This window comes from Delftia sp. WSY_12 (assembly GCF_043104645.1).
Lineage (GTDB): Bacteria > Pseudomonadota > Gammaproteobacteria > Burkholderiales > Burkholderiaceae_C > Comamonas > Comamonas tsuruhatensis.
Window position 1 is genome coordinate 229176 of record NZ_JBICKW010000009.1, and the last position, 19422, is coordinate 248597.

Consider the following 19422-nt stretch of genomic DNA (forward strand, 5'->3'; position numbering starts at 1 on the left):
CAATACATCCCGCCGAAGCAGACGAGTCCTACAGATGGCGCTACGATTTTGTGAGACAGTCTGGCGCTCGCTCTCCAATACCCGAGCAAGGCGCTGACGTCAAGCCGTGTACGCCTGCCTGTTACCAGGTTTCCTCGGATACTTCCACGGAATGTGCTCACTTCGTTCGCACGTCCTACAATCTCAGCGTCTATGACCTCCCAGACTTCCCTCGACCACATTGCAGAGCGCGTGGAGCGCCTGTTGGTTCGCCACGAGGAACTGCAACGCACCAATGCGCTGCTCGCCGAGCAGGTGGCGGCCCTGACCCAGGAGCGTGATTCGCTGCGCTCGCGGCTCAACGCCGCCCGGGCCCGCGTCGATGCCCTGATCGAGCGCCTGCCCTCCAACCAGGGGGCCTGACCCCTTCGCAACCGCCGACGCCCCGAACGCCCATGAAGCAGATCGAAGTGCAAATCCTGCAGCAAAGCTATGTGCTGACCTGCCCCGATGGCCAGGAAGAGCGTCTGCTCGAAGCCGTGCGCCGTGTGGACACGGCCATGACCCGCATCCGCGACAGCGGCAAGGTCCGCTCCCGCGAGCGCGTGGCCGTGCTGTCCGCGCTGAACATGGCCTTCGACGTGCTGGACCGCGAAGCCCAGGAAAGCGCCATGGCCACGGCCCAGGCCGAGATGCAGTCCCTGCATGACGAGGCCGCTTCCCAGCACAACGCCCCATCCCAGCCGCCCGAGCCCAGCCCCGAGGAGCTGGCCGAGCGTGCGCGCCAGCAGGCCCTTGCCGAGCAACTGGTGCTGCGCCTGGACCAGGCCCTGGAGGGCGATGCGCGGCTGATCTGAGCCTGGGCCGCCGCTGCCTTTCCTTGCCCCGCACGACAGCCTCTTCGGAGGCTGTTTTCATTGCATCGCCCATGTCAATGAAAAGCCCATGCCGTTCAAAGAACTTGATCGCGGGCCTGATCAACGGCCTTAGAATGGAGGCGTCTGCAAACCCGCCGGGCTTTATAGTTCCTTGGACCAATGCTCTATGAGCCCGGGCTTGGTACATTGCCATTCGAGCGTGATCGTCTCGCGTCAGATGAACCCAACGTCTGGCTGCCCTTGCCCCCCTGAACCCCGGTTCAGGATGACGGCCCGGTGGTCTTTGCAGACACCTGATTCCAACCCGGCGCACCTCCACGGTGCGCCGGGTTTTTTGTTGCCCGCCCCTCCACTACCGATCTGCCGCCGCATGCCTGATCTGCTGTTTCTCGAACTGGCCCTGCTGGGCCTGTGCTCCGGTTTCCTGGCCGGCCTGCTGGGAGTGGGCGGCGGCATGGTGCTTGTGCCGTTTCTGACCTACTTTCTCGACAAGCGCGGGGTCGGCCCGGACCTGTCCGTGAAGATGGCGATCGCCACGGCCATGGCCACCATCGTGTTCACCTCGATCTCCAGCCTGCGCGCCCACCACGGTCGCGGCGCCGTGCGCTGGGACATCGTGCGCAGCCTGGCGCCGGGCATCATCACGGGCGGTCTGCTGGCCAGCCTGGGAGTCTTCGCACTGCTGCGTGGCAAGTACCTGGCGCTGTTCTTTGGCGTGTTCATCGGCTACATGGCGCTGCGCATGCTGCGCAGCAACAGCCAGCCCACGGCCACGCGCGCCCTGCCGGGGCCGCTGGGGCTGTACGGCGCGGGTACGGGCCTGGGCTTCATCTCGGGGCTGGTGGGGGCAGGCGGGGCCTTCATCAGCGTGCCCTTCATGATGCGCTGCTCGGTGCCCATGCACATGGCCGTGGGCACCAGCGCGGCGCTGGGCTTTCCGATTGCCGTGGTGAATGCGGCAGGCCTGATCTTCACAGGCGCGGGTGACGCGGGGCGCCCCGAATACTCGCTGGGCTACCTGTGGCTGCCGGCCCTGCTGGCACTGGCCTGCTGCAGCGTGCTGACCGCACCGCTGGGCGCGCGGGCCGCGCACCGGCTGCCCGTGGCCCAGCTCAAGCGGATCTTCGCCACGCTGCTGTTCGGCCTGGCCGCCTACATGCTCTGGAAGGGCTTGAGCGCGGGCAGCTGAGCGCTTGCCACCTGGGCCATTCTCTGCCGGTAGGCGATGGCGCCAATGCCGGCGCGCTGGGCCTGCAGGCATTCGCCGAATTGCTCGCGCGGCAGGCCCGGCGCGCACAGAAAGCCCTGGAAGTAGTGGCCCTGCATGCGGTGGATGGCCGTCAGCTGCTCGTGCGTTTCCACGCCCTCGGCCACGATCTCCACGCCCAGCGCCAGACCCAGGCTGATGATGGCGCCGACGATGGCCTGGTCGCCCTCGTCGCTGGGCAGGCCGCGCACGAAGCTCTGGTCGATCTTGATCTTGGAGATGGGCAGCTTCTTCAGATAGGCCAGGTTGGAGTAGCCGGTGCCGAAGTCGTCGATGACCATGCCCACGCCCAGATCGGCGATCTGGCATACGCGCAGCGCCATGTCCTGTGCATCCTGCAGCAGGATGCTTTCGGTCAGCTCCAGCTCCAGCAGATGGGGTTCCAGGCCGTAGCGGCACAGCAGCTCGGTCACGCGCTCGACAAAGCCCGACTGGCGAAATTCCAGCGCCGAGACATTGACCGACACCTTGATCGGCATGCCCTGCTTCTGCCAGCGCGCAGCCTCCTGCACCGCCTGCTCCATGACCCAGGCGCCCAGCGTGACGATGTAGCCCGACTCCTCGGCCAGCGGAATGAAGACACCGGGCGAGACCACGCCGAATTCGGGGTCGGTCCAGCGCAGCAGCGCCTCGGCCGCGACGATGCGGTCGCTGTCGATGTGCACCTGGGGCTGGAAGTACACGGCCATGCGGCCATGCTCCAGCGCCTGGCGCATGGCATGCTCCAGCTTCATGCGCGACAGCAGGCCCGCGCTCATTTGCGGCTGGTAGAAGCTGAAATGGCCCCGGCCCCGCTCCTTGACGCGGTACATGGCCGTGTCGGCCTGGCGGATCAGCTCGTCCAGCGTGAGGCCGTCGGCCGGGTACTGGGCCACGCCGATGCTGCACTGCACGGAAAAACCCAGGCCGTCGAGCAGGAAGGGCCGCTCCATCTCCTGCAGGATGCGCCTGGCCACCGCGGCAGCCAGCTCGGCGTTGCAGCCGTGCAGGTAGAGCACGAACTCGTCGCCGCCCAGGCGGCACAGGATGTCTACCGGCCGCATGCAGTCGCTCAGGCGCTGTGCGACCAGCTTGAGCACTCGGTCGCCGAACTGGTGGCCCAGCGAGTCGTTGATGATCTTGAAGCGGTCCAGGTCGATGAACAGGATGCTGAACACCGTGCCGCCTGCGCGTGCGGCCTCAATGGCCGCATCCACGCGCTCCGTGAGATTGAGCCGGTTGGGCAGGCCGGTGAGCGCGTCGCTGTAGGCCAGCTGTTCGATGCGCTGCTGTGCCACGCGCTGCTGGGTGAGGTCGCGCATGAAGCCGATGCTCTGCACCACGTCGCCCTGCGCATTGCGCAGCGGCACCCAGGACAGGCGCACGGCGCAGCGCGCACCGCCGGCCTGGCGCAGCCACAGGTCGCCCTCCCAGAAGCCGCCTTGATGCCACTGTATGCGGGCCAGGTCGCCCAGCGTGTCGGATGGGTCTTCGGCGGCTTCGAACAGCGATTCCACCGTGCGGCCCTGCACGGGCATGCCGCCCAGCAAGCGTTCGCAGGCCGGGTTGGTGCGTGCCACGTCCATGTGGCCATCGGCGATGAAGATGCCGTCCAGGCTGGACTCGAAGACCCGCGCAGCCAGCTCCAGGCCCGCCTGGGTCTGGGCCTCGGCCGTGATGTCGCGGAAGGAGAAAATGCGCCCCATGGGCAGGCCCCGGCGCAGTTGGGGCACGGCGCGGCGCTCCAGGATGCGGCCGTCGCGCAGGTCCAGTACGTCGGACGCTTCCAACAGGGGCTGGGCCGACAGCAGCTTCAACTGCTGCGCGTAGGACTCGGCATCGCGCACCTGGCCGGCCAGGTGATCGAGGATGGCCGCGTCGTTGCGGCGCACCAGCAACGCCTCGGGAATTCCCCAGAGCGTGGCGAATCGGTGGTTGAAGGCGCGGATGCGGCCATCGGGATCGCACACCAGGATGGCGTCGGCCGCCGACTCCAGCGTGGCGCGCAACTCGCCCAGCAGGCTTTCGAATTCGGCCTCGTGCAGCGCCTGCTCGCGCCGGTCCAGCATGCTGACCAGGAGCACCTCGCCGTCGAGCGCGCGCACGCGCATCTCCACCGGCGCCAGCTGGCCGTCGGCACGGCGCACCTCGGAAATGAACTGGGCGCCGGCCTGCCAGTTGAAGGGGTCGCTCCAGAACGCCTGCTGCTGCGGCGTGGCGGCCAACACCTGCACGGGCAGTCCCACGGCGGCATCGGTCTCATAGCCGGTGACGGATTCGCTGGCGGCGTTGGCGCGCAGCACCTTCAGGCTGCGGGCATCGATCAGCCACAGCGCCTCCTGCAGGGCATCGAGCAGGCGGGGCCAGGCGCGGTTGAGCGCTTGCTTGTTCAAGACGCCACCTTCGGCGGATCCAATTCCACCGCCCGTTCAAAGTAATAGCAGACACGCCGGCGCGGCGACAGATAGTCCAGCGCGTCGCGCGGCAACTGCGCAGGAGCCACGCCCCGGCGTATGCCCAGCGCGGGAAACAGCTCCAGCGCCAGCACGGGCGCCTGGGCGGCCGGCACGCTGGCGTCATGGACCATCACCGAAGGCTTGAGCGGCCGTGATGCATTGACGGACATGACCATGGCATGGCGCCCATCGGTCAGCTCCACCACCGAGCCCGGCGGGAACACGCCCATCATGCGGATGAAGCCATTGAGCACGGGCGCGGCGAACTTGTCGCGCAGCCGGCTGAACAGCATGGACAGCGCCTCGTGCGGCGTGTGCGGCGTCTGCGCATCGCCGGGATTGCACAGGCGGTCATAGGTGTTGACCAGGGCCAGGATCTGGCCCGTGAGCTCCATGTCCTCGGCCACCAGGCTCAGCGGGAATCCCGTGCCGTCGGCCCATTCATGGTGCTGTGCGATGGCGGTGGTGACCTGGGCCGACAGGCCCATGCGCATGGCGATGGCCACCGATTCACCCACATGGCGCTCGTAGCGGTCGCGCAGCGCGTCGGGCACGGAAGACTCCAGGGCCAGGCCGTGCATGCCTTCGGCGCCGGCCACCGGCTTGCCGGCATCGTGCAGCAGCGCCGCCAGGCCCAGGTCGCGCAGCAGCACAGCCTCCAGGCCCAGGGCCCGGCCCAGCAGCAGGCCGAGCACGGTCACGTTGACGGCGTGCACGCTCTGGTTGCTGCCCACGCCATCGGACAGGAGGTGAATCGCCACGTCCTGCGGGCCGGCCAGTTCGGCCAGGCAGCCGTCGACCAGGGCTTCGGTGGGCATGCGCGCCTGCTCGGGCGCGCTGGCAAGGGTGGTTTCGATGGCCACATAGCCACGCTCCACCTTCTGAAAGCGCGCATTGCAGTCCTCCAGCCGGCCGCGCCAGTTGGGCACGGACAGCAGCAGCGGCGCTGCGGGTGCAGGTTCCTCGGCGGGCTCGGCTGCAGCGGCCGCCACAGCGGGCAGCGGCTGCGGCGGAGGAGTGCGCACCTCGGCCGGCCAGGCGTCGCTTTTGTGCGGAACGCAGCGCACCGCCTCCAGGCCCAGGGATTTCAGGGTCTGGATCTGTGCGCTGGAGGTGATCTTGAAGCTGCTGACCGGAAAGGGATGGTTCAGCCATCCAACATCGAGCTGGACAAACATGCCCGGACGGAGGTCTCGGATATCGATGAGGACGGAATGGTTCACGCGCGGCAACGGCCCCGAGGCTGAAGGAATCGGCAAATGTAAGCCGATGATTCGGGCATTATCTCCAGTTCTGAGGGCCTTGCAGGCAATCCGCGACCCTCAGGACCAAGTCTGTCCCCCGCTGTTGTTCATCGGCACCAGAGACTGGGCTTGTAGATCAGGTCCATCCACAGCGCCCACACGGCCACGCCCACCAGCATCAGGCCGGCCAGCCGCGTGCCCCATTCGGCACGCAGGCCGTTCAGGCGCTGGCGGCCCAGCCGCCACAGCCAGGGGCCGGCCACCAGCCACAGCCCGCTGCCCACGCCAAAGGCCGCCATGGCCGATGCGCCCTGCAAGGGGCCACCGCTGAGCGCGGCGACCAGCACGGCCGAATACAGCAGTCCGCAGGGCATGAGCGCCCAGGCATAGCCCGCCGCCAGCGTGCCGCCAGGGGCGGACACCCAGGGCTGCACGCGCCGCCAGGCGGCGCGGCCCGCAGACTCCAGCCAGGCGGGCTGGCGGGCCTGCACCATCATGGCCAGGCCCCAGGCCATCACGGCGACATGGGTCAGCGTCCAGAACGGCTGCAGCGCCGTGGTCTGGCTGGTGAGCCAGGACAGGCTTTCCATGGCCAGCGCCGAGGCAGCGCCCAGGCTGGCATAGCCGGCCAGCCGCCCGCCATGGAACAGCGCCGTGCGCAGCCACAGCCGGCTTTGCAGTCCATGGACGGCGACCACCTGCCCACCACCCTGTACCGTGCCCTGCCCCGCCCCGCCCGTGACCACGCCGCAGGGCGCGGCGCACATGGCAAGGCAATGGGGCCCGCCGACGAGCCCCATGATCAAAGCGGTCCAGAGCAGCGACAACAGCATGGGGCCTAGATGATCCTCGAAAACCGCGCCCGGTTCTTGTCGGCCTGCAGATATCGGTCAAACAGCATGGCCACGCCACGCACGAAGTACCAGCCCATGGGCGTGACCTGGAATCCCTCGTCGCTGATCTGCACCAGCCCCTTGGCCTGCAGGTCCTGAAGCGCCGCCAGCTCGGGGGCGAAATACTCGCGAAAGCCCAGCAGCCAGGCCTGCTCCATGGGCTCGAACAGCACGGCGCCCTGGCACATGATGGCCATGATGACGGCGCGCCGCACCAGATCATCGCGCGACAGTGCCAGGCCGCGCACCACGGGCAGGTGGCCGGCGTCGATGGCGTCGTAGTACTCCTCCAGCGTCTTGGCGTTCTGGCTGTAGCTGGCCCCCACCTTGCCGATGGCCGACACGCCCAGCGCAATCAGGTCGCAGTCGGGCTGGGTGCTGTAGCCCTGGAAGTTGCGATGCAGCCGGCCCTGGCGCTTGGCCACGGCCAGCGCGTCCTCGGGCAAGGCGAAGTGGTCCATGCCCACGTAGACATAGCCGCCGTCCATGAAGGCCGCGATGGAGCGCGAGAGCATGGCCAGCTTGTCGGCGCCCTGGGGCAGGTCCTCGGCCGCGATGCGCCGCTGCGGCTTGAAGCGCTCGGGCAGGTGGGCATAGGCATAGAGCGCGATGCGGTCGGGCCGCAGCGCATTGACCTGGGCCAGCGTGCGCTCGAAGGACTCGGGCGTCTGCTTGGGCAGGCCGTAGATCAGGTCCACGTTGATGGAGGCAAAGCCCAGCTGCCGTGCGGCTGCCACCAGCGCGAACACCTGCTCGGCCGGCTGCACGCGGTGCACGGCGATCTGCACCTGTTCGTCGAAGTCCTGCACGCCGAAGCTCAGGCGGTTGAAGCCCAGCTCCTTGAGCACGGCCAGGCGTTCGACGCTGACGGTGCGCGGATCGACCTCGATGGAGTATTCGCCGCCCGGCTCCAGCTTGAAATGCTCGCGCAGCAGGGCCATCAGCGTGCGCAGCTCATCGTCCGAGAAGAAGGTGGGCGTGCCGCCGCCCAGGTGCAACTGGCTGACGGCCTGGCCCTTGCCGCAATGGGCCGTGTGCAAGGCCATCTCGCGCGCCAGGTAGTCCAGGTAGACGGCCGCGCGATCGTGGTGGCGCGTCACGATCTTGTTGCAGGCGCAGTAGTAGCACAGCGACTCGCAGAACGGCACATGCACATACAGCGACAAAGGCATGGCCCGCGCTGCGGTACTCGATTTGCGGTGCTCAAGTGCCAGGATATAGTCTTCAGCACCGAAAGCCTCCACGAAACGATCGGCCGTGGGGAACGAGGTGTATCGGGGCCCCGGTACGTCGAAGCGACGCAGCAGCTCTGGGGTGACAGCGGTCATGGGTTTTTTCCTCTAATGTCGTCCACTGTGCCGCAGCCCATTGGCCGCGTCCTTGACTCATATCAAGAGTTGTTCGCGGCAGTGCTGCGACAATTTGATCCAACTCATCGCCATCCACGAGGTCACCGCCGGCGCACTGCTGCGCCGCTGATGTTTACTCCATGAACCTTCAGACCATCAAAGCATCCTGTTCCAATTGCAACCTGCGCGAGCTGTGCATGCCCATGGGCCTGGATGCCGAGCAGATGCAGCGCATCGACGACATCGTGGCCACGCGCCGCAAGGTCAAGCGCGGCGGCCTGCTGTTTCGCAACGGTGAGTCCTTCACCTCGCTGTACGCCATCCGCACGGGCTTCTTCAAGACCTGCGTGGCCACCGAGGACGGGCGCGACCAGGTCACGGGCTTTCAGATGGCCGGCGAGATCATCGGCCTGGATGGCATCGTCAACGACCACCACACCTGCGATGCGGTCGCGCTGGAAGACGCCGAGGTCTGCGTCATGCCCTTCGACAAGCTGGAGGACCTGTCGCGCGAGGTCACGGCCCTGCAAAACCATGTGCACAAGGTCATGAGCCGCGAGATCGTGCGCGAGCATGGCGTGATGCTGCTGCTGGGCAGCATGCGTGCCGAGGAGCGCCTGGCCGCCTTCGTGCTCAACCTGGTGCAGCGCCTGCACGCCCGGGGCTTTTCCAAGTCGGAACTGGTGCTGCGCATGACGCGCGAGGAAATCGGCAGCTACCTGGGCCTGAAGCTGGAGACGGTGAGCCGCACCTTCTCGAAGTTTGCCGAGGAAAACATCATCGAGGTGCGCCAGCGCCATCTGCGCATCCTGGACACGGACGCGCTCAAGCGCATCGTCAACAGCCAGCAGTGCCAGTGAGGCCGCAAGACCCCGCCCCCCGGCAATGAACAAGGCCCGCGATCGCGGGCCTTGTTCATTGCCATTGCAGTGCACGCAGGTTCAATCGCGCCCCAGGCCCTGCATGGCCAGATTTGGGTCCGGCTCGGAGACCACGCCGTCGTTGAGATCGTGCGTGGAGCGTCCCAGCATGGTGGTCATGAGGCTGGACAGCATGGTCACACCCCAGAAGGCGAAGAAGGCCAGCGTGTAGATTCCCTGCCGCGACCAGCCCAGGTCGCCGAGCCAGTGCAGCTCCAGCGGGTCCACGAAGGCGAATACCAGCATCTCCATCACGGCGGCGGCCAGAAAGGCCGGCCAGGCAATCCACATCCAGCGTTGGGCCAACATCAGCGATCTCCTTGAGCTGTCGAGGGGTGGCTTTCATTGTGCGCGCCGCCCTCGCACCGTGCCAAGCCCTGCGCACCCTGCACTGCCTGTAGGAAACCCTTGGCCCTCGCGCATGCTGGAGATGCCATCCACCATGCAAAAAAGGCCGCGACTGCGGCCTTGTGCACGGCATTTTCCTGCGTTCAGCGGTCCGTGGGATGGTCCTGCGCGGGCGTGGCCGCGTGGTTGCGGCCGGTGACCGCGGGCGCCAGGCTCTTGGGCACTTCACGCACGCCATCGGCACGCTCGTTGATGGTGATGCCATTGCGGTAATAGTCAGGATCGATCACGGGATCGGCGCCATTGATCGCAATGACGGCCGTGACCACGCCAGCCACCACGACGGCGGCCGGGCCGGCCACCACGAGCCAGACATGGGCGAACTTCCACCAGGGCTTGCCGGCGTCCGGATGCGAAGGGGCCGTGGCGGGCGCGGAGACTGCGGGACTGGAAGACATGGATAACCTCTTTCTTTCAAACAGCCGGCGCAGCCTGGGCGGCACCGGCCAGACATATCACCGGGGCACCAGGAAGACGGCCTTTTCGGACGCGCGTCCCGCGCCTGAATGCACGGCATCGATATCGAAGAATACTGTGTGCGAGCCCGGCTCGGCGGAACCGTAGGGAATCTGCAGCCGCGCCGCAATGCCGCGCGTCTCGGCCGGGCCGACCTCGACCTCCTGCTCGGACGCCAGCCCCAGCCCGTCGAGGCCATGGGCGCTGATGCGGTAGCGCTGGGCCTGCTCGGTGGCATTCATGATCTGCAGGCGGTAGACATTTTCCAGCTTGCCGCCCGCGACGATGCGCGACAGCGATGCCCGGTCGCGTATCACGTCGACCTTGACCGACTGGCGCAGCGCCAGGCTCACGATCATGGCCATGCTCAGGCCGATCAGCACGGCCGAGTAGACCAGCACGCGCGGACGGAAGATGCGGCGCAGCACCTGGGCCCGCCGCCACAGGCCGGCCATGGCGTTCTGCGTGGTCAGCCGGATGAGGCCGCGCGGATACTCCATCTTGTCCATGATGGAATTGCAGGCGTCTATGCACAGACCGCAGCCTATGCATTCGTACTGCAGGCCGTTGCGGATGTCGATGCCCACGGGGCAGACCTGCACGCACATCTTGCAGTCGATGCAGTCGCCCAGGCCCTGGGCCTTGTAGTCCACCTTCTTGGTGCGCGGCGCGCGCGGCTCGCCCCGGCCCGTGTCGTAGCTGACGATCATGGTGTCGCGGTCGAACATGGCGCTCTGAAAGCGCGCATAGGGGCACATGTACTTGCAGACCTGCTCGCGCATGTAGCCGGCGTTGCCATAGGTGGCGAAGCCGTAGAACAGCACCCAGAAAACCTGCCAGCTGCCCTGCAGCGCCAGCAGCTCGCCGCCCAGCTCGCGGATGGGCACGAAATAGCCCACGAAGGTGAAGCCGGTCCACAGGGCAATGGCAATCCACAGCAACTGCTTGAGCGACTTCTTCCAGAGCTTTTCAAAGGTCCAGCCGTTCTTGTCCAGGCGCATGCGCGCGCTGCGGTCGCCCTCGACCTTGCGCTCCACCCACATGAAGATTTCGGTGTAGACCGTCTGCGGGCAGGAAAAGCCGCACCACAGGCGACCGGCCACGGCCGTGAACAGGAACAGCGCCAGCGCCGAGATGATCAGCAGGCCCGCCAGGTAGATGAAATCCTGCGGGTACAGCACCAGCCCGAACAGGTAAAAGCGCCGCGCACCCAGGTCGAACAGCACCATCTGGCGCTGCCCCCATTCCAGCCAGGGCAGGCCATAGAAAACCAGTTGGGTGAGAAACACCAGAGCCCATCGCCAGCGTGCGAAGACACCGCTGATGGAGCGCGGGTAGACCTTCTTCTCGGACTCGAACATCGACACCAGCTGGCCCGGGTCCGGGTCGGCAGGCGTGATCGGAATGACTTTGCGGGGAGGCTTCCCGGCATCATCCCCGTTCTCGGGCTTCATGGTGGGTTCCTTGGTTTTTTGGAATATCTGAAAACTCAAAAGGCAAAAAGGCGGCGCCGCAGCGCCGCCCCCTGTCCTTATTGACGGACTGCGCCGTCTTTGTGCGACATGCCCCAGACATAGGAGGCAAGCACCGCGATCTGCGCCTCGGTCAGCTTGTCCTTCTGGGCAGGCATCTCGTTGTGCTTGCCGTTGTTGATCATGGCCGTGATGGCGGCCTCGCCCCAGCCGTGCAGCCAGATGTCATCGGTCAGGTTGGGCGCGCCCAGGGCCTGGTTGCCCTTGCCGTCCATGCCATGGCAGGCGGCGCAGGCCGTGAACTTGGACTTGCCCAGCGAAGCCTTGAGCGAGTCGTGCGGGCTGCCCGACAGGCTCAGCACATAGTGCGAGAGGTTGCGCACATCGTCGGGCGTGCCGACGGCAGCGGCCATGGGCGGCATGATGCCGATGCGGCCCGCCGTGATGGTTTCCCTGATCTTGTCGGGCGTGCCGCCATGCAGCCAGTCGCCATCGGTCAGGTTGGGGAAGCTCTTGCCGCCGCGTGCATCCGAGCCGTGGCACTGCGCGCAGTTGTTCATGAACAGGCGCTCGCCGATGGCCATGGCCTGGGGGTCCTTGGCCATGTCTTCGGTGCTCATGCTCGTGAACTTGGCGTACAGCGGCTCCAGGTCCGCGCGGGCCTTGGCCATCTCGTTTTCATAGGCACCCAGCTGCGTCCAGCCCAGCTTGCCCGCGAACGAGCCCAGGCCCGGATAGGCCGCCAGGTAGGCGAAGCCGAACACCGAGGTGATGATGAACAGCCACATCCACCACTTGGGCATGGGGTTGTTCAGCTCGCGCAGGTCCTCGTCCCAGACGTGGCCCGTGGTGTTGTCGGCCGAGGGGACCACCTTCTTGCGTGCGGTGAGATACAGCAGCAGCAGGCAGCCGATGATGCCGCCCAGCGTGATCGCCGTGACATAGATCGACCAGAAGTTGTTTACGAAATCGCTCATGGGAAGTTCTCGTTCTGGTGGAGGGACTCAGTCTTGCTCGAACGGCAGCTGGGCGGCCTCTTCGAAACGGGCCTGGTTGCGGCGGGCGAACGCCCACCACCAGATACCGATGAAGCAGGCCAGAGAGGCCAGCGTGGCCACGATGCGCATGGTGGTGATGTCCATGTCGCTCTCCTTTACTTGACCGAACGGCCCAGCACCTGCAGGTAGGCGATGACGGCGTCCATTTCCGTCTTGCCCTTGACCTGCTCGGCGGCGCCGCTGATTTCCTCGTCGCTGTAGGGCACGCCCACCTTGCGCAGCGCGCTCATGTGCTGGGCGACCACGGTGTCATCCACCTTGTTCTTCTCCAGCCAGGAGTAGGCAGGCATGTTGGACTCGGGCACCACGTCGCGCGGGTTGTTCAGGTGGATGCGGTGCCATTCGTCGCTGTACTTGCCGCCCACGCGGTGCAGGTCGGGACCCGTGCGCTTGGAACCCCACTGGAAGGGGTGGTCGTAGACGAACTCGCCCGCCACCGAGTAGTGGCCGTAGCGCATGGTCTCGGCGCGGAAGGGGCGGATCATCTGCGAGTGGCAGTTGTAGCAGCCCTCGCGCAGATAGACGTCGCGGCCCATCAGCTGCAGCGGCGTGTAGGGCTTGAGGCCCGCCACCGCTTCCGTGGTCGACTTCTGGAAGAACAGCGGAACGATTTCCACCAGGCCGCCGACGGCGACCACCAGCAGGGTCAGCACGATCAGCAGGAAATTGTTGGTTTCCACCTTCTCGTGGGAAAAGCTCTTGGGAGCGCTATGGTTGTGATCGGACATGAGTAATGCTCCTAGACGCTCAGGCGTGGGCCACGACGGCAGGCACGGCCACCTTCACGGAACGGCCGGAGATCGCGGTCTTCCAGGTGTTCCACAGCATGACCAGCATGCCGCCCAGGTACAGCAGGCCACCGGCCACGCGGATCACGTAGAACGGATAGCTGGCCTTGACGCTTTCGACGAAGGTGTAGGTCAGCGTGCCATCGGGATTGACGGCGCGCCACATCAGGCCCTGCATCACACCGGCGATCCACATCGCGGCGATGTACAGCACGATGCCGATGGTGGCCATCCAGAAGTGCAGCTCGATGGCGCCCACCGAGTGCATCTTGGTCTTGCCGAACAGGCGCGGGATCAGGTAGTACAGCGAGCCCATGGTGATCAGGCCCACCCAGCCCAGGGCGCCCGAGTGAACGTGGCCCACGGTCCAGTCCGTGTAGTGCGACAGCGCGTTGACGGTCTTGATGGACATCATCGGACCTTCGAACGTGGACATGCCGTAGAACGACAGCGACACGATCAGGAAGCGCAGGATGGGGTCGTCGCGCAGCTTGTGCCATGCGCCCGACAGCGTCATCACGCCGTTGATCATGCCGCCCCAGCTGGGAGCCAGCAGGATCAGCGAGAACACCATGCCCACGGACTGCGTCCAGTCGGGCAGCGCGGTGTAGTGCAGGTGGTGAGGACCCGCCCACATGTAGGTGAAGATCAGCGCCCAGAAGTGGACGATGGACAGGCGGTAGCTGTAGACCGGACGGCCAGCCTGCTTGGGAATGAAGTAATACATCATGCCCAGGAAGCCTGCGGTCAGGAAGAAGCCCACGGCGTTATGGCCGTACCACCACTGCACCATGGCATCCTGCACGCCGGCGTAGGCCGAGTAGCTCTTCATCCAGCCGGCCGGAATGGCCGCGCTGTTGACGATGTGCAGCAGCGCCACGGCGATGATGAAGGCGCCGAAGAACCAGTTGGCCACATAGATGTGACGGACCTTGCGGATGCCGATGGTTCCGAAGAACACGATGGCATACGAGACCCAGGTCACGGCGATCAGCAGGTCGATCGGCCACTCCAGCTCGGCGTACTCCTTGCCCTGGGTGTAGCCCAGCGGCAGGCTGATCGCGGCGGCGAGAATGACGATCTGCCAGCCCCAGAAGGTCAGGCTGGCCAGCTTGGGCATGAACAGCCGCGTCTGGCAGGTGCGCTGCACCACGTAGTAGCTGGTTGCGAACAGCGCCGATCCGCCAAAGGCAAAGATCACGGCGTTCGTGTGCAGCGGACGCAGGCGTCCGTAGCTCAGCCATGGAATGCCGAAGTTGAGTTCCGGCCAGGCCAGCTGCGAGGCGATCAACACCCCGACAGCCATGCCCACCACTCCCCAGACGACGGCCATGATAGAGAACTGCCTTACGACGGTATCGTCGTAGTAGACAGCGTTGTTATTTGAACTATCCATCGTGCACCCCTTAGATTGCTATCAAAGTGTTACTTTCTTCGCTGTCGGGCGTGTTGACCCACGTCAATCGTCCCGAAGAATGCGTTCGCCCTCTTGTTCCACGCTCTCGAATTGCCCGCGATAGACGGCCCACCACAGGGCCGCGAGGATGGCGAGCACAAGCACCACCGACAGCGGGATCAGTAAATAGAGAATGTCCATAGTCAGAACCTCCCCACCGTTGCGGTGGAGCCCGTCGGCATGGTGACGGACGCTGCGGGCGCAGCAGGCGTGCCCGTGTGATTCGTCAAGGCCAGTGGAAGGCTGCGCGCAAGGCGCGCGGCGTTGAGCACCACCAGCAGCGAACTCAGTGCCATTCCCAGGCCGGCCACCCAGGCAGGCATGAAGCCCGCCAGGGCCAGTGGAATCGACACCGCGTTGTAAGCGGCAGCCCAGGCCATGTTCTGGCGCACCACCTGCAGTGTGCGGCGCGACAACAGACATGCCTGGAGCACCAGTTCCAGGCTGTCGCCCAGAACAACGAAATCTGCGCGCGATTGTGCCAGCGGCACTGCTCTACCAAAAGCAAAAGAGACATGCGCTCCAGCTAAAACTGGGCCGTCGTTGAGGCCGTCGCCCACCATGGCCACATGGTGGCCGGCTGCCTGCGCCTGCTGCAGCCGCTCCAGCTTGTCCTGCGGGCTGCAGCCGCCGTGGGCCTGGGTGATGCCCACGCGCGCCGCCATGGCGCGTGCGGCGTCCTCGCGGTCGCCGGACAGCAGCATCACGGCGATGCCCTGCTTCCCGAGCGCCTGCACGACGGCGGCGGCCTCGGGCCGCACGTCCTCGCTGAGTACAAAACGCGCCAGCGTATGCCAGCCCTGTTCGGTCTGCTCGGCCAGCAACACGCCCTGCACGGGCTGCTCGCCCGCCACGCCCGCATGCAGGGCCGATCCCAGGCGCAGATGGCGGCGTTCGCCCGGGCCCTGCACCCAGGCGTCCAGGCCCAGGCCTGCCACTTCCTGCATGGTGTCCAGCTTCCAGTGCGTCGCGGCATGGGCGCCAGCCTGCGCGATGGCGCGCGAGGCCGGGTGCATGGACTGGCGCGCCAGCAGCGCCGCCAGCGCCAGCACCTCGTCGGCATCCTCGCCGCGCGCAGGCTCGAACGAGGACAGCGCCAGGCCGTCGCGTGTGAGCGTGCCGGTCTTGTCGAACACCAGGGTGTCCACGGCGGCCAGCGCTTCCAGGCCCTGCAGGTTGCGCACCAGCACGCCGCTGCGCGCCAGCGTGCCGGCGGCCGTGAGCATGGCCACGGGCGTGGCCAGCGACAGCGCGCAGGGGCAGGTGACGATGAGCACGGCCACGGCCACCATCATGGCCTTGCCGGGATCGGTGGGCCACCACCAGATGGCAGCGCCCAGCGCGGCCAGCAGCACCACGACCAGGAAGGGCCGCGCCACCTTGTCGGCCAGCTGGGCCAGGCGCGGCTTTTGCAGCGAGGCGCTTTCCATGAGACCCACGATCTGGGCAAAGCGCGTGTCGGCCCCCACGCCGTCCACGCGCACATCGACCACGGCGTCCAGGTTGTAGCTGCCGGCCGTGACGCTGTCGCCCTCGGCACGCAGCACGGGCGTGGACTCGCCCGTGAGCAGGGCCTCGTCGGCATGGGTGCGGCCGCGCACGATGGTGCCGTCGGCCGGGAAGGCCTCGCCGCTGAGCACGCGCACCAGGTCGCCGGCACGCAGGCGGCGCGTGGCCACGCGCTCGAAATGGCCGGCCGCGTTCTCGCGCAGCACGGCATCGGGCAGGCGATTCATCACGGCTTCCAGCGCGCCGGCCGTGCGGTCGCGCAGCCGCAGCTCCAGCCAGCGGCCGGACAGCAGGAAGAAGACGAACATGGTCAGCGAGTCGTAGAAGACTTCCTCGCCGAAGGGCCCCGAAGGATCGAAGGTGCCCAGCGAGCTGATCACGAAGGTGATCAGCATGCCCAGCGCCACGGGCAGATCCATGCTCACGCGGCGCTGGCGTATGTCGCGCAGCGCGCTGGAGAAAAAGGGTCCGCAGCAAAACAGCACCACGGGCAGCGAGATGACCCAGGAGGCCCAGCGCAGCAGCGTCTCCATCTCCTGCGACAGGTCGCCGGGGCGGGCCACGTAGGCGGGCCACGCATACATCATCACCTGCATCATGCAAAAGCCGGCCACCAGCCAGCGCCACAGCGCACGGCGGCTTTCGGCCTGGCGGCGCTCGCGCGCAAAGGCATCGCGCGCAGGAAGCGCCTGGTAGCCGGCGCGCCGCACGGCCTCCATCCACTGGGATGGAAGCACCTGCTCGTGGCGCCAGGTGACTCGCGCGCGGCGCGTGGCTGCGCTGACTTCGGCCTTCTCCACCCCGGGCACGGCCCGCAGCGCATCCTCGATGGTCAGCGCGCATGCGGCACAGTGCATGCCCTCCAGAACGACGTGCGAATCCCAGGCAGGGAAATCGGTGGGTTCTTTGGAAGGGTCGGCGGGAGTTGCGGGGCCTGCGGGCCGTCCGAACGAACTCCACTCCTGCGGATCATCCAGCAGTCGGGCCGTGGCCTGCTGCGAGGGCGAGAGACCTGAATCAGGCGCCGCCACCGCCGCCTCGCTGGATGGGGCTGCAATGGTGTGGGGCATGGTTCTTAGCGTAATCGGGGGGCATGATAAGCGTATTGACATTAATCAACCGTTAACTCATGGTTGGGTCTATGCTGACTTCGTCCCACCCATCAGCACACACGAAAGGAGCACGCATGTACAACCGCATCCTGATCGCCACCGACGGTTCCGAGCTTTCCGACAAGGCCGTGGACAGCGGCCTGGGCCTTGCCGCCTTGTGCGGCGCCAGCGTGATCGTCGTCAAGGTGGTCCAGCACTATCCGCGCAGCTACTTCGAAGGCGGCGAAACCGTGGATCTCAAGCAGATCGAACGCATCGAAGGCCAGTGGACGGCCAACGCGCAGACCGTGCTGGATGCCATCCACGCCAAGGGCCAGGCGCTCAAGGTCCACGTGACCACGGAGATCGTCAAGTCCGACCTGGTGGCCGAAAGCGTGATCGACGTGGCCAAGCGCCGCGACTGCGACCTCATCGTCATGGCCTCGCACGGCCGCAAGGGCCTGCAGCGCCTGCTGCTGGGCAGCGAGACGCAGCACGTGCTCACGCACACCCACATTCCCGTGCTGGTACTGCGCTGAAGGGTAGCGGCAGCTTCGGCTTTCGCTGCACAAAAAAAGGCATCGGCGGCGCCGATGCCTTTTGCTTTTTCAATCAGGCCAGGGCGCGACCCGCGCCTTGGCGACCACTCAGGCGAACAACTGCTTGTGCTGGTCGCGCAGGAGATTCTTCTGCACCTTGCCCATGGTGTTGCGCGGCAGCTCCTGCACCACGAAGCAGCGCTTGGGAATCTTGAAATTGGCCAGCTGGCCCTTGAGCGCATCGACCACCGCCTGGGGCTCGAGCGAAGCGCCGGGACGCGGCACCACCACCACCACGCCCACCTCGCCGAAGTCGGGATGCGGCACGCCGACCAGGGCGCTTTCGGCCACGCCGGGCAGCTCGTTGATGAAGCCTTCGATCTCGGCCGGATAGACGTTGTAGCCGCCCGAGATGATCAGGTCCTTGCTGCGGCCCACGATGCTGAAATAGCCCCGCTCGTCGAGCTTGCCCACGTCGCCCGTGCGGAACCAGCCATCGGCCGTGAACTCCTCGGCCGTCTTCTCGGGCATGCGCCAGTAGCCCTTGAACACATTGGGGCCGCGCACCTGGATGTTGCCGATCTCGCCCACGGCCACGGGCTGGCCTGCGTCGTCCACGATGCGCACGCCCACACCGGGCAGCGCAAAGCCCACGGTGCCGGCGCGGCGCTCGGACTGGCCGCCGTTGCGGCCATCGGCACGGTAGGGGTTGGAGGTCAGCATAATGGTCTCGCTCATGCCGTAGCGCTCCAGGATGACGTGGCCGGTGCGCTCCTGCCAGTCGCGGTGCGTCTCCACCAGCATGGGTGCCGAGCCCGAGATGAACAGCCGCATGTGGGCCGCCGCCTCGCGCGTGAGCCGCGCATCGGCCAGCATGCGCACATAGAGCGTGGGCACGCCCATGAAGACGGTGGCGTCACGCATGCGCGAGATCACCGTGCCGGGTTCGAACCTGGCCAGCCAGATCATGGGACTGCCGTTGAGCAGCGCGCCATGGATGGCCACGAACAGGCCATGCACATGGAAGATGGGCAGCGCGTGGATGAGCACGTCGCCGTCCTGCCAGCCCCAGTAGTCCTTGAGCGTCTCGGCGTTGGACAGCATGTTGCCGTGCGTGAGCCTCGCCCCCTTGCTGCGGCCCGTGGTGCCGCTGGTGTAGAGGATGGCGGCCAGATCGTCCTCGCCGCGCTCCACCACCTCTTGCTCGTCGCCATGGTGGGCGGCGCGCTCCAGCAGCGTGCCGCTGCGGTCGTCGCCCAGGGTGTAGACATGGGCCACGCCCGAGGTGAAGGCGATCTTGGACACCCAGCCGAAATTGGCCGGCGTGCAGACCACGACGGCGGGCTCGGCATTGCCCACGAAGTACTCGATCTCGGCGGCCTGGTAGGCGGTGTTCAGCGGCAGAAAGACATGGCCGCTGCGCAGCGTGGCCAGGTAGAGCATCAGCGCTTCCACCGATTTGTCCACCTGTACGGCAATGCGGCTGGCGGGCGGCAGCTGCAGTGACTGCAGCAGGTTGGCCATGCGCGCGCTGCCACGGTCCAGGTCGGCCCAGCTGTAGAACAGGCTGGCGCCGTCAGCGCCTATGGCCTCTACGGCCCACTTTTGCAGATCCTGGGGAAAGGCGGCGCGCAAGGCAGCGAACAGATTGCGGTTGGTCATGGCTGTGAAGAAGAAGGA

General features: G+C 66.4%; 19 protein-coding genes. 5 read left to right on the forward strand and 14 right to left on the reverse strand.

All coding sequences use genetic code 11. The annotated features are described in order from the left end of the window. The first annotated feature begins 192 nt into the window (after positions 1–192). From ACF8LI_RS05295 to ACF8LI_RS05305, 3 genes are all read left to right on the forward strand, one after another. Positions 193–402, forward strand: coding sequence for a hypothetical protein (locus ACF8LI_RS05295; RefSeq protein WP_012204637.1), 210 nt, complete (start codon positions 193–195; stop codon positions 400–402). A 32-nt stretch (positions 403–434) separates the two neighbouring features. Then, the gene (locus ACF8LI_RS05300; protein ID WP_016445211.1) at positions 435–836 is read left to right on the forward strand and encodes a cell division protein ZapA; all 402 of its coding nucleotides are present in this window, start codon (positions 435–437) and stop codon (positions 834–836) included. A 391-nt stretch (positions 837–1227) separates the two neighbouring features. Continuing rightward, the gene (locus ACF8LI_RS05305) at positions 1228–2046 is read left to right on the forward strand and encodes a sulfite exporter TauE/SafE family protein (RefSeq protein WP_016445210.1); all 819 of its coding nucleotides are present in this window, start codon (positions 1228–1230) and stop codon (positions 2044–2046) included. Here the strand turns inward: ACF8LI_RS05305 and ACF8LI_RS05310 are convergent. The 4 genes from ACF8LI_RS05310 to hemN all read right to left on the reverse strand — a co-directional run bounded on the left by ACF8LI_RS05310 (position 2010) and on the right by hemN (position 8024). Then, positions 2010–4496: an EAL domain-containing protein gene (locus ACF8LI_RS05310; RefSeq protein WP_392412310.1), complete on the reverse strand. Its 2487-nt coding sequence runs from the start codon at positions 4494–4496 to the stop codon at positions 2010–2012. The two genes, ACF8LI_RS05305 and ACF8LI_RS05310, sit on opposite strands and share 37 nt — an antisense overlap. Next, positions 4493–5737 carry an HD-GYP domain-containing protein gene (locus tag ACF8LI_RS05315; RefSeq protein ID WP_392412338.1) on the reverse strand — a complete coding sequence of 415 codons (1245 nt, stop codon included), beginning with the start codon at positions 5735–5737 and terminating at the stop codon, positions 4493–4495. Before ACF8LI_RS05315 ends, ACF8LI_RS05310 begins: the two co-directional genes overlap by 4 nt. A 173-nt stretch (positions 5738–5910) precedes the next feature. Then, positions 5911–6636: a sulfite exporter TauE/SafE family protein gene (locus ACF8LI_RS05320; protein ID WP_017406349.1), complete on the reverse strand. Its 726-nt coding sequence runs from the start codon at positions 6634–6636 to the stop codon at positions 5911–5913. Positions 6637–6641: 5 nt separating this feature from the next. Continuing rightward, the gene (hemN, locus tag ACF8LI_RS05325; RefSeq protein ID WP_016445206.1) at positions 6642–8024 is read right to left on the reverse strand and encodes an oxygen-independent coproporphyrinogen III oxidase; all 1383 of its coding nucleotides are present in this window, start codon (positions 8022–8024) and stop codon (positions 6642–6644) included. Between the two features lie 161 nt (positions 8025–8185). On the opposite strand from hemN, the gene fnr reads away from it, so the two are divergent. Beyond that, the gene (gene fnr / locus ACF8LI_RS05330; protein WP_016445205.1) at positions 8186–8905 is read left to right on the forward strand and encodes a fumarate/nitrate reduction transcriptional regulator Fnr; all 720 of its coding nucleotides are present in this window, start codon (positions 8186–8188) and stop codon (positions 8903–8905) included. An 81-nt stretch (positions 8906–8986) separates the two neighbouring features. Here the strand turns inward: fnr and ACF8LI_RS05335 are convergent, their stop codons facing one another. The 9 genes from ACF8LI_RS05335 to ACF8LI_RS05375 all read right to left on the reverse strand — a co-directional run bounded on the left by ACF8LI_RS05335 (position 8987) and on the right by ACF8LI_RS05375 (position 17182). Beyond that, entirely contained in the window at positions 8987–9274 is a 288-nt protein-coding gene (locus tag ACF8LI_RS05335; RefSeq protein ID WP_016445204.1) for a hypothetical protein, read from the reverse strand. A gap of 182 nt (positions 9275–9456) precedes the next feature. Beyond that, a complete protein-coding gene (locus ACF8LI_RS05340) occupies positions 9457–9771 on the reverse strand; it encodes a FixH family protein (protein ID WP_016445203.1) in 315 nt (104 codons plus the stop codon). 57 nt (positions 9772–9828) lie between these two features. Then, positions 9829–11283: a cytochrome c oxidase accessory protein CcoG gene (gene ccoG / locus ACF8LI_RS05345; protein WP_392412313.1), complete on the reverse strand. Its 1455-nt coding sequence runs from the start codon at positions 11281–11283 to the stop codon at positions 9829–9831. A gap of 77 nt (positions 11284–11360) precedes the next feature. Further along, positions 11361–12278 (reverse strand): cytochrome-c oxidase, cbb3-type subunit III, encoded by a 918-nt coding sequence (ccoP, locus tag ACF8LI_RS05350; RefSeq protein WP_016445201.1) that lies wholly within the window; start codon positions 12276–12278, stop codon positions 11361–11363. A gap of 27 nt (positions 12279–12305) precedes the next feature. After that, positions 12306–12443, reverse strand: coding sequence for a cbb3-type cytochrome c oxidase subunit 3 (locus ACF8LI_RS05355; protein ID WP_016445200.1), 138 nt, complete (start codon positions 12441–12443; stop codon positions 12306–12308). Positions 12444–12454: 11 nt separating this feature from the next. After that, the gene (gene ccoO, locus ACF8LI_RS05360) at positions 12455–13087 is read right to left on the reverse strand and encodes a cytochrome-c oxidase, cbb3-type subunit II (RefSeq protein WP_016445199.1); all 633 of its coding nucleotides are present in this window, start codon (positions 13085–13087) and stop codon (positions 12455–12457) included. A gap of 19 nt (positions 13088–13106) precedes the next feature. Continuing rightward, positions 13107–14543, reverse strand: a complete 1437-nt coding sequence (ccoN, locus tag ACF8LI_RS05365) for a cytochrome-c oxidase, cbb3-type subunit I (RefSeq protein ID WP_016445198.1) — start codon at positions 14541–14543, stop codon at positions 13107–13109. Positions 14544–14606: 63 nt separating this feature from the next. Next, the gene (gene ccoS / locus ACF8LI_RS05370) at positions 14607–14744 is read right to left on the reverse strand and encodes a cbb3-type cytochrome oxidase assembly protein CcoS (RefSeq protein ID WP_013803228.1); all 138 of its coding nucleotides are present in this window, start codon (positions 14742–14744) and stop codon (positions 14607–14609) included. A 2-nt stretch (positions 14745–14746) separates the two neighbouring features. After that, complete coding sequence (locus tag ACF8LI_RS05375; RefSeq protein WP_392412315.1) at positions 14747–17182, reverse strand: heavy metal translocating P-type ATPase; 2436 nt, start codon at positions 17180–17182, stop codon at positions 14747–14749. Positions 17183–17298: 116 nt separating this feature from the next. Between ACF8LI_RS05375 and ACF8LI_RS05380 the strand changes: the two genes are divergently transcribed. Beyond that, positions 17299–17742: a universal stress protein gene (locus ACF8LI_RS05380; RefSeq protein ID WP_016445196.1), complete on the forward strand. Its 444-nt coding sequence runs from the start codon at positions 17299–17301 to the stop codon at positions 17740–17742. Between the two features lie 108 nt (positions 17743–17850). Here the strand turns inward: ACF8LI_RS05380 and ACF8LI_RS05385 are convergent, their stop codons facing one another. Further along, positions 17851–19404, reverse strand: coding sequence for a malonyl-CoA synthase (locus ACF8LI_RS05385; RefSeq protein WP_392412317.1), 1554 nt, complete (start codon positions 19402–19404; stop codon positions 17851–17853). Between the last annotated feature and the right edge of the window lie 18 nt (positions 19405–19422).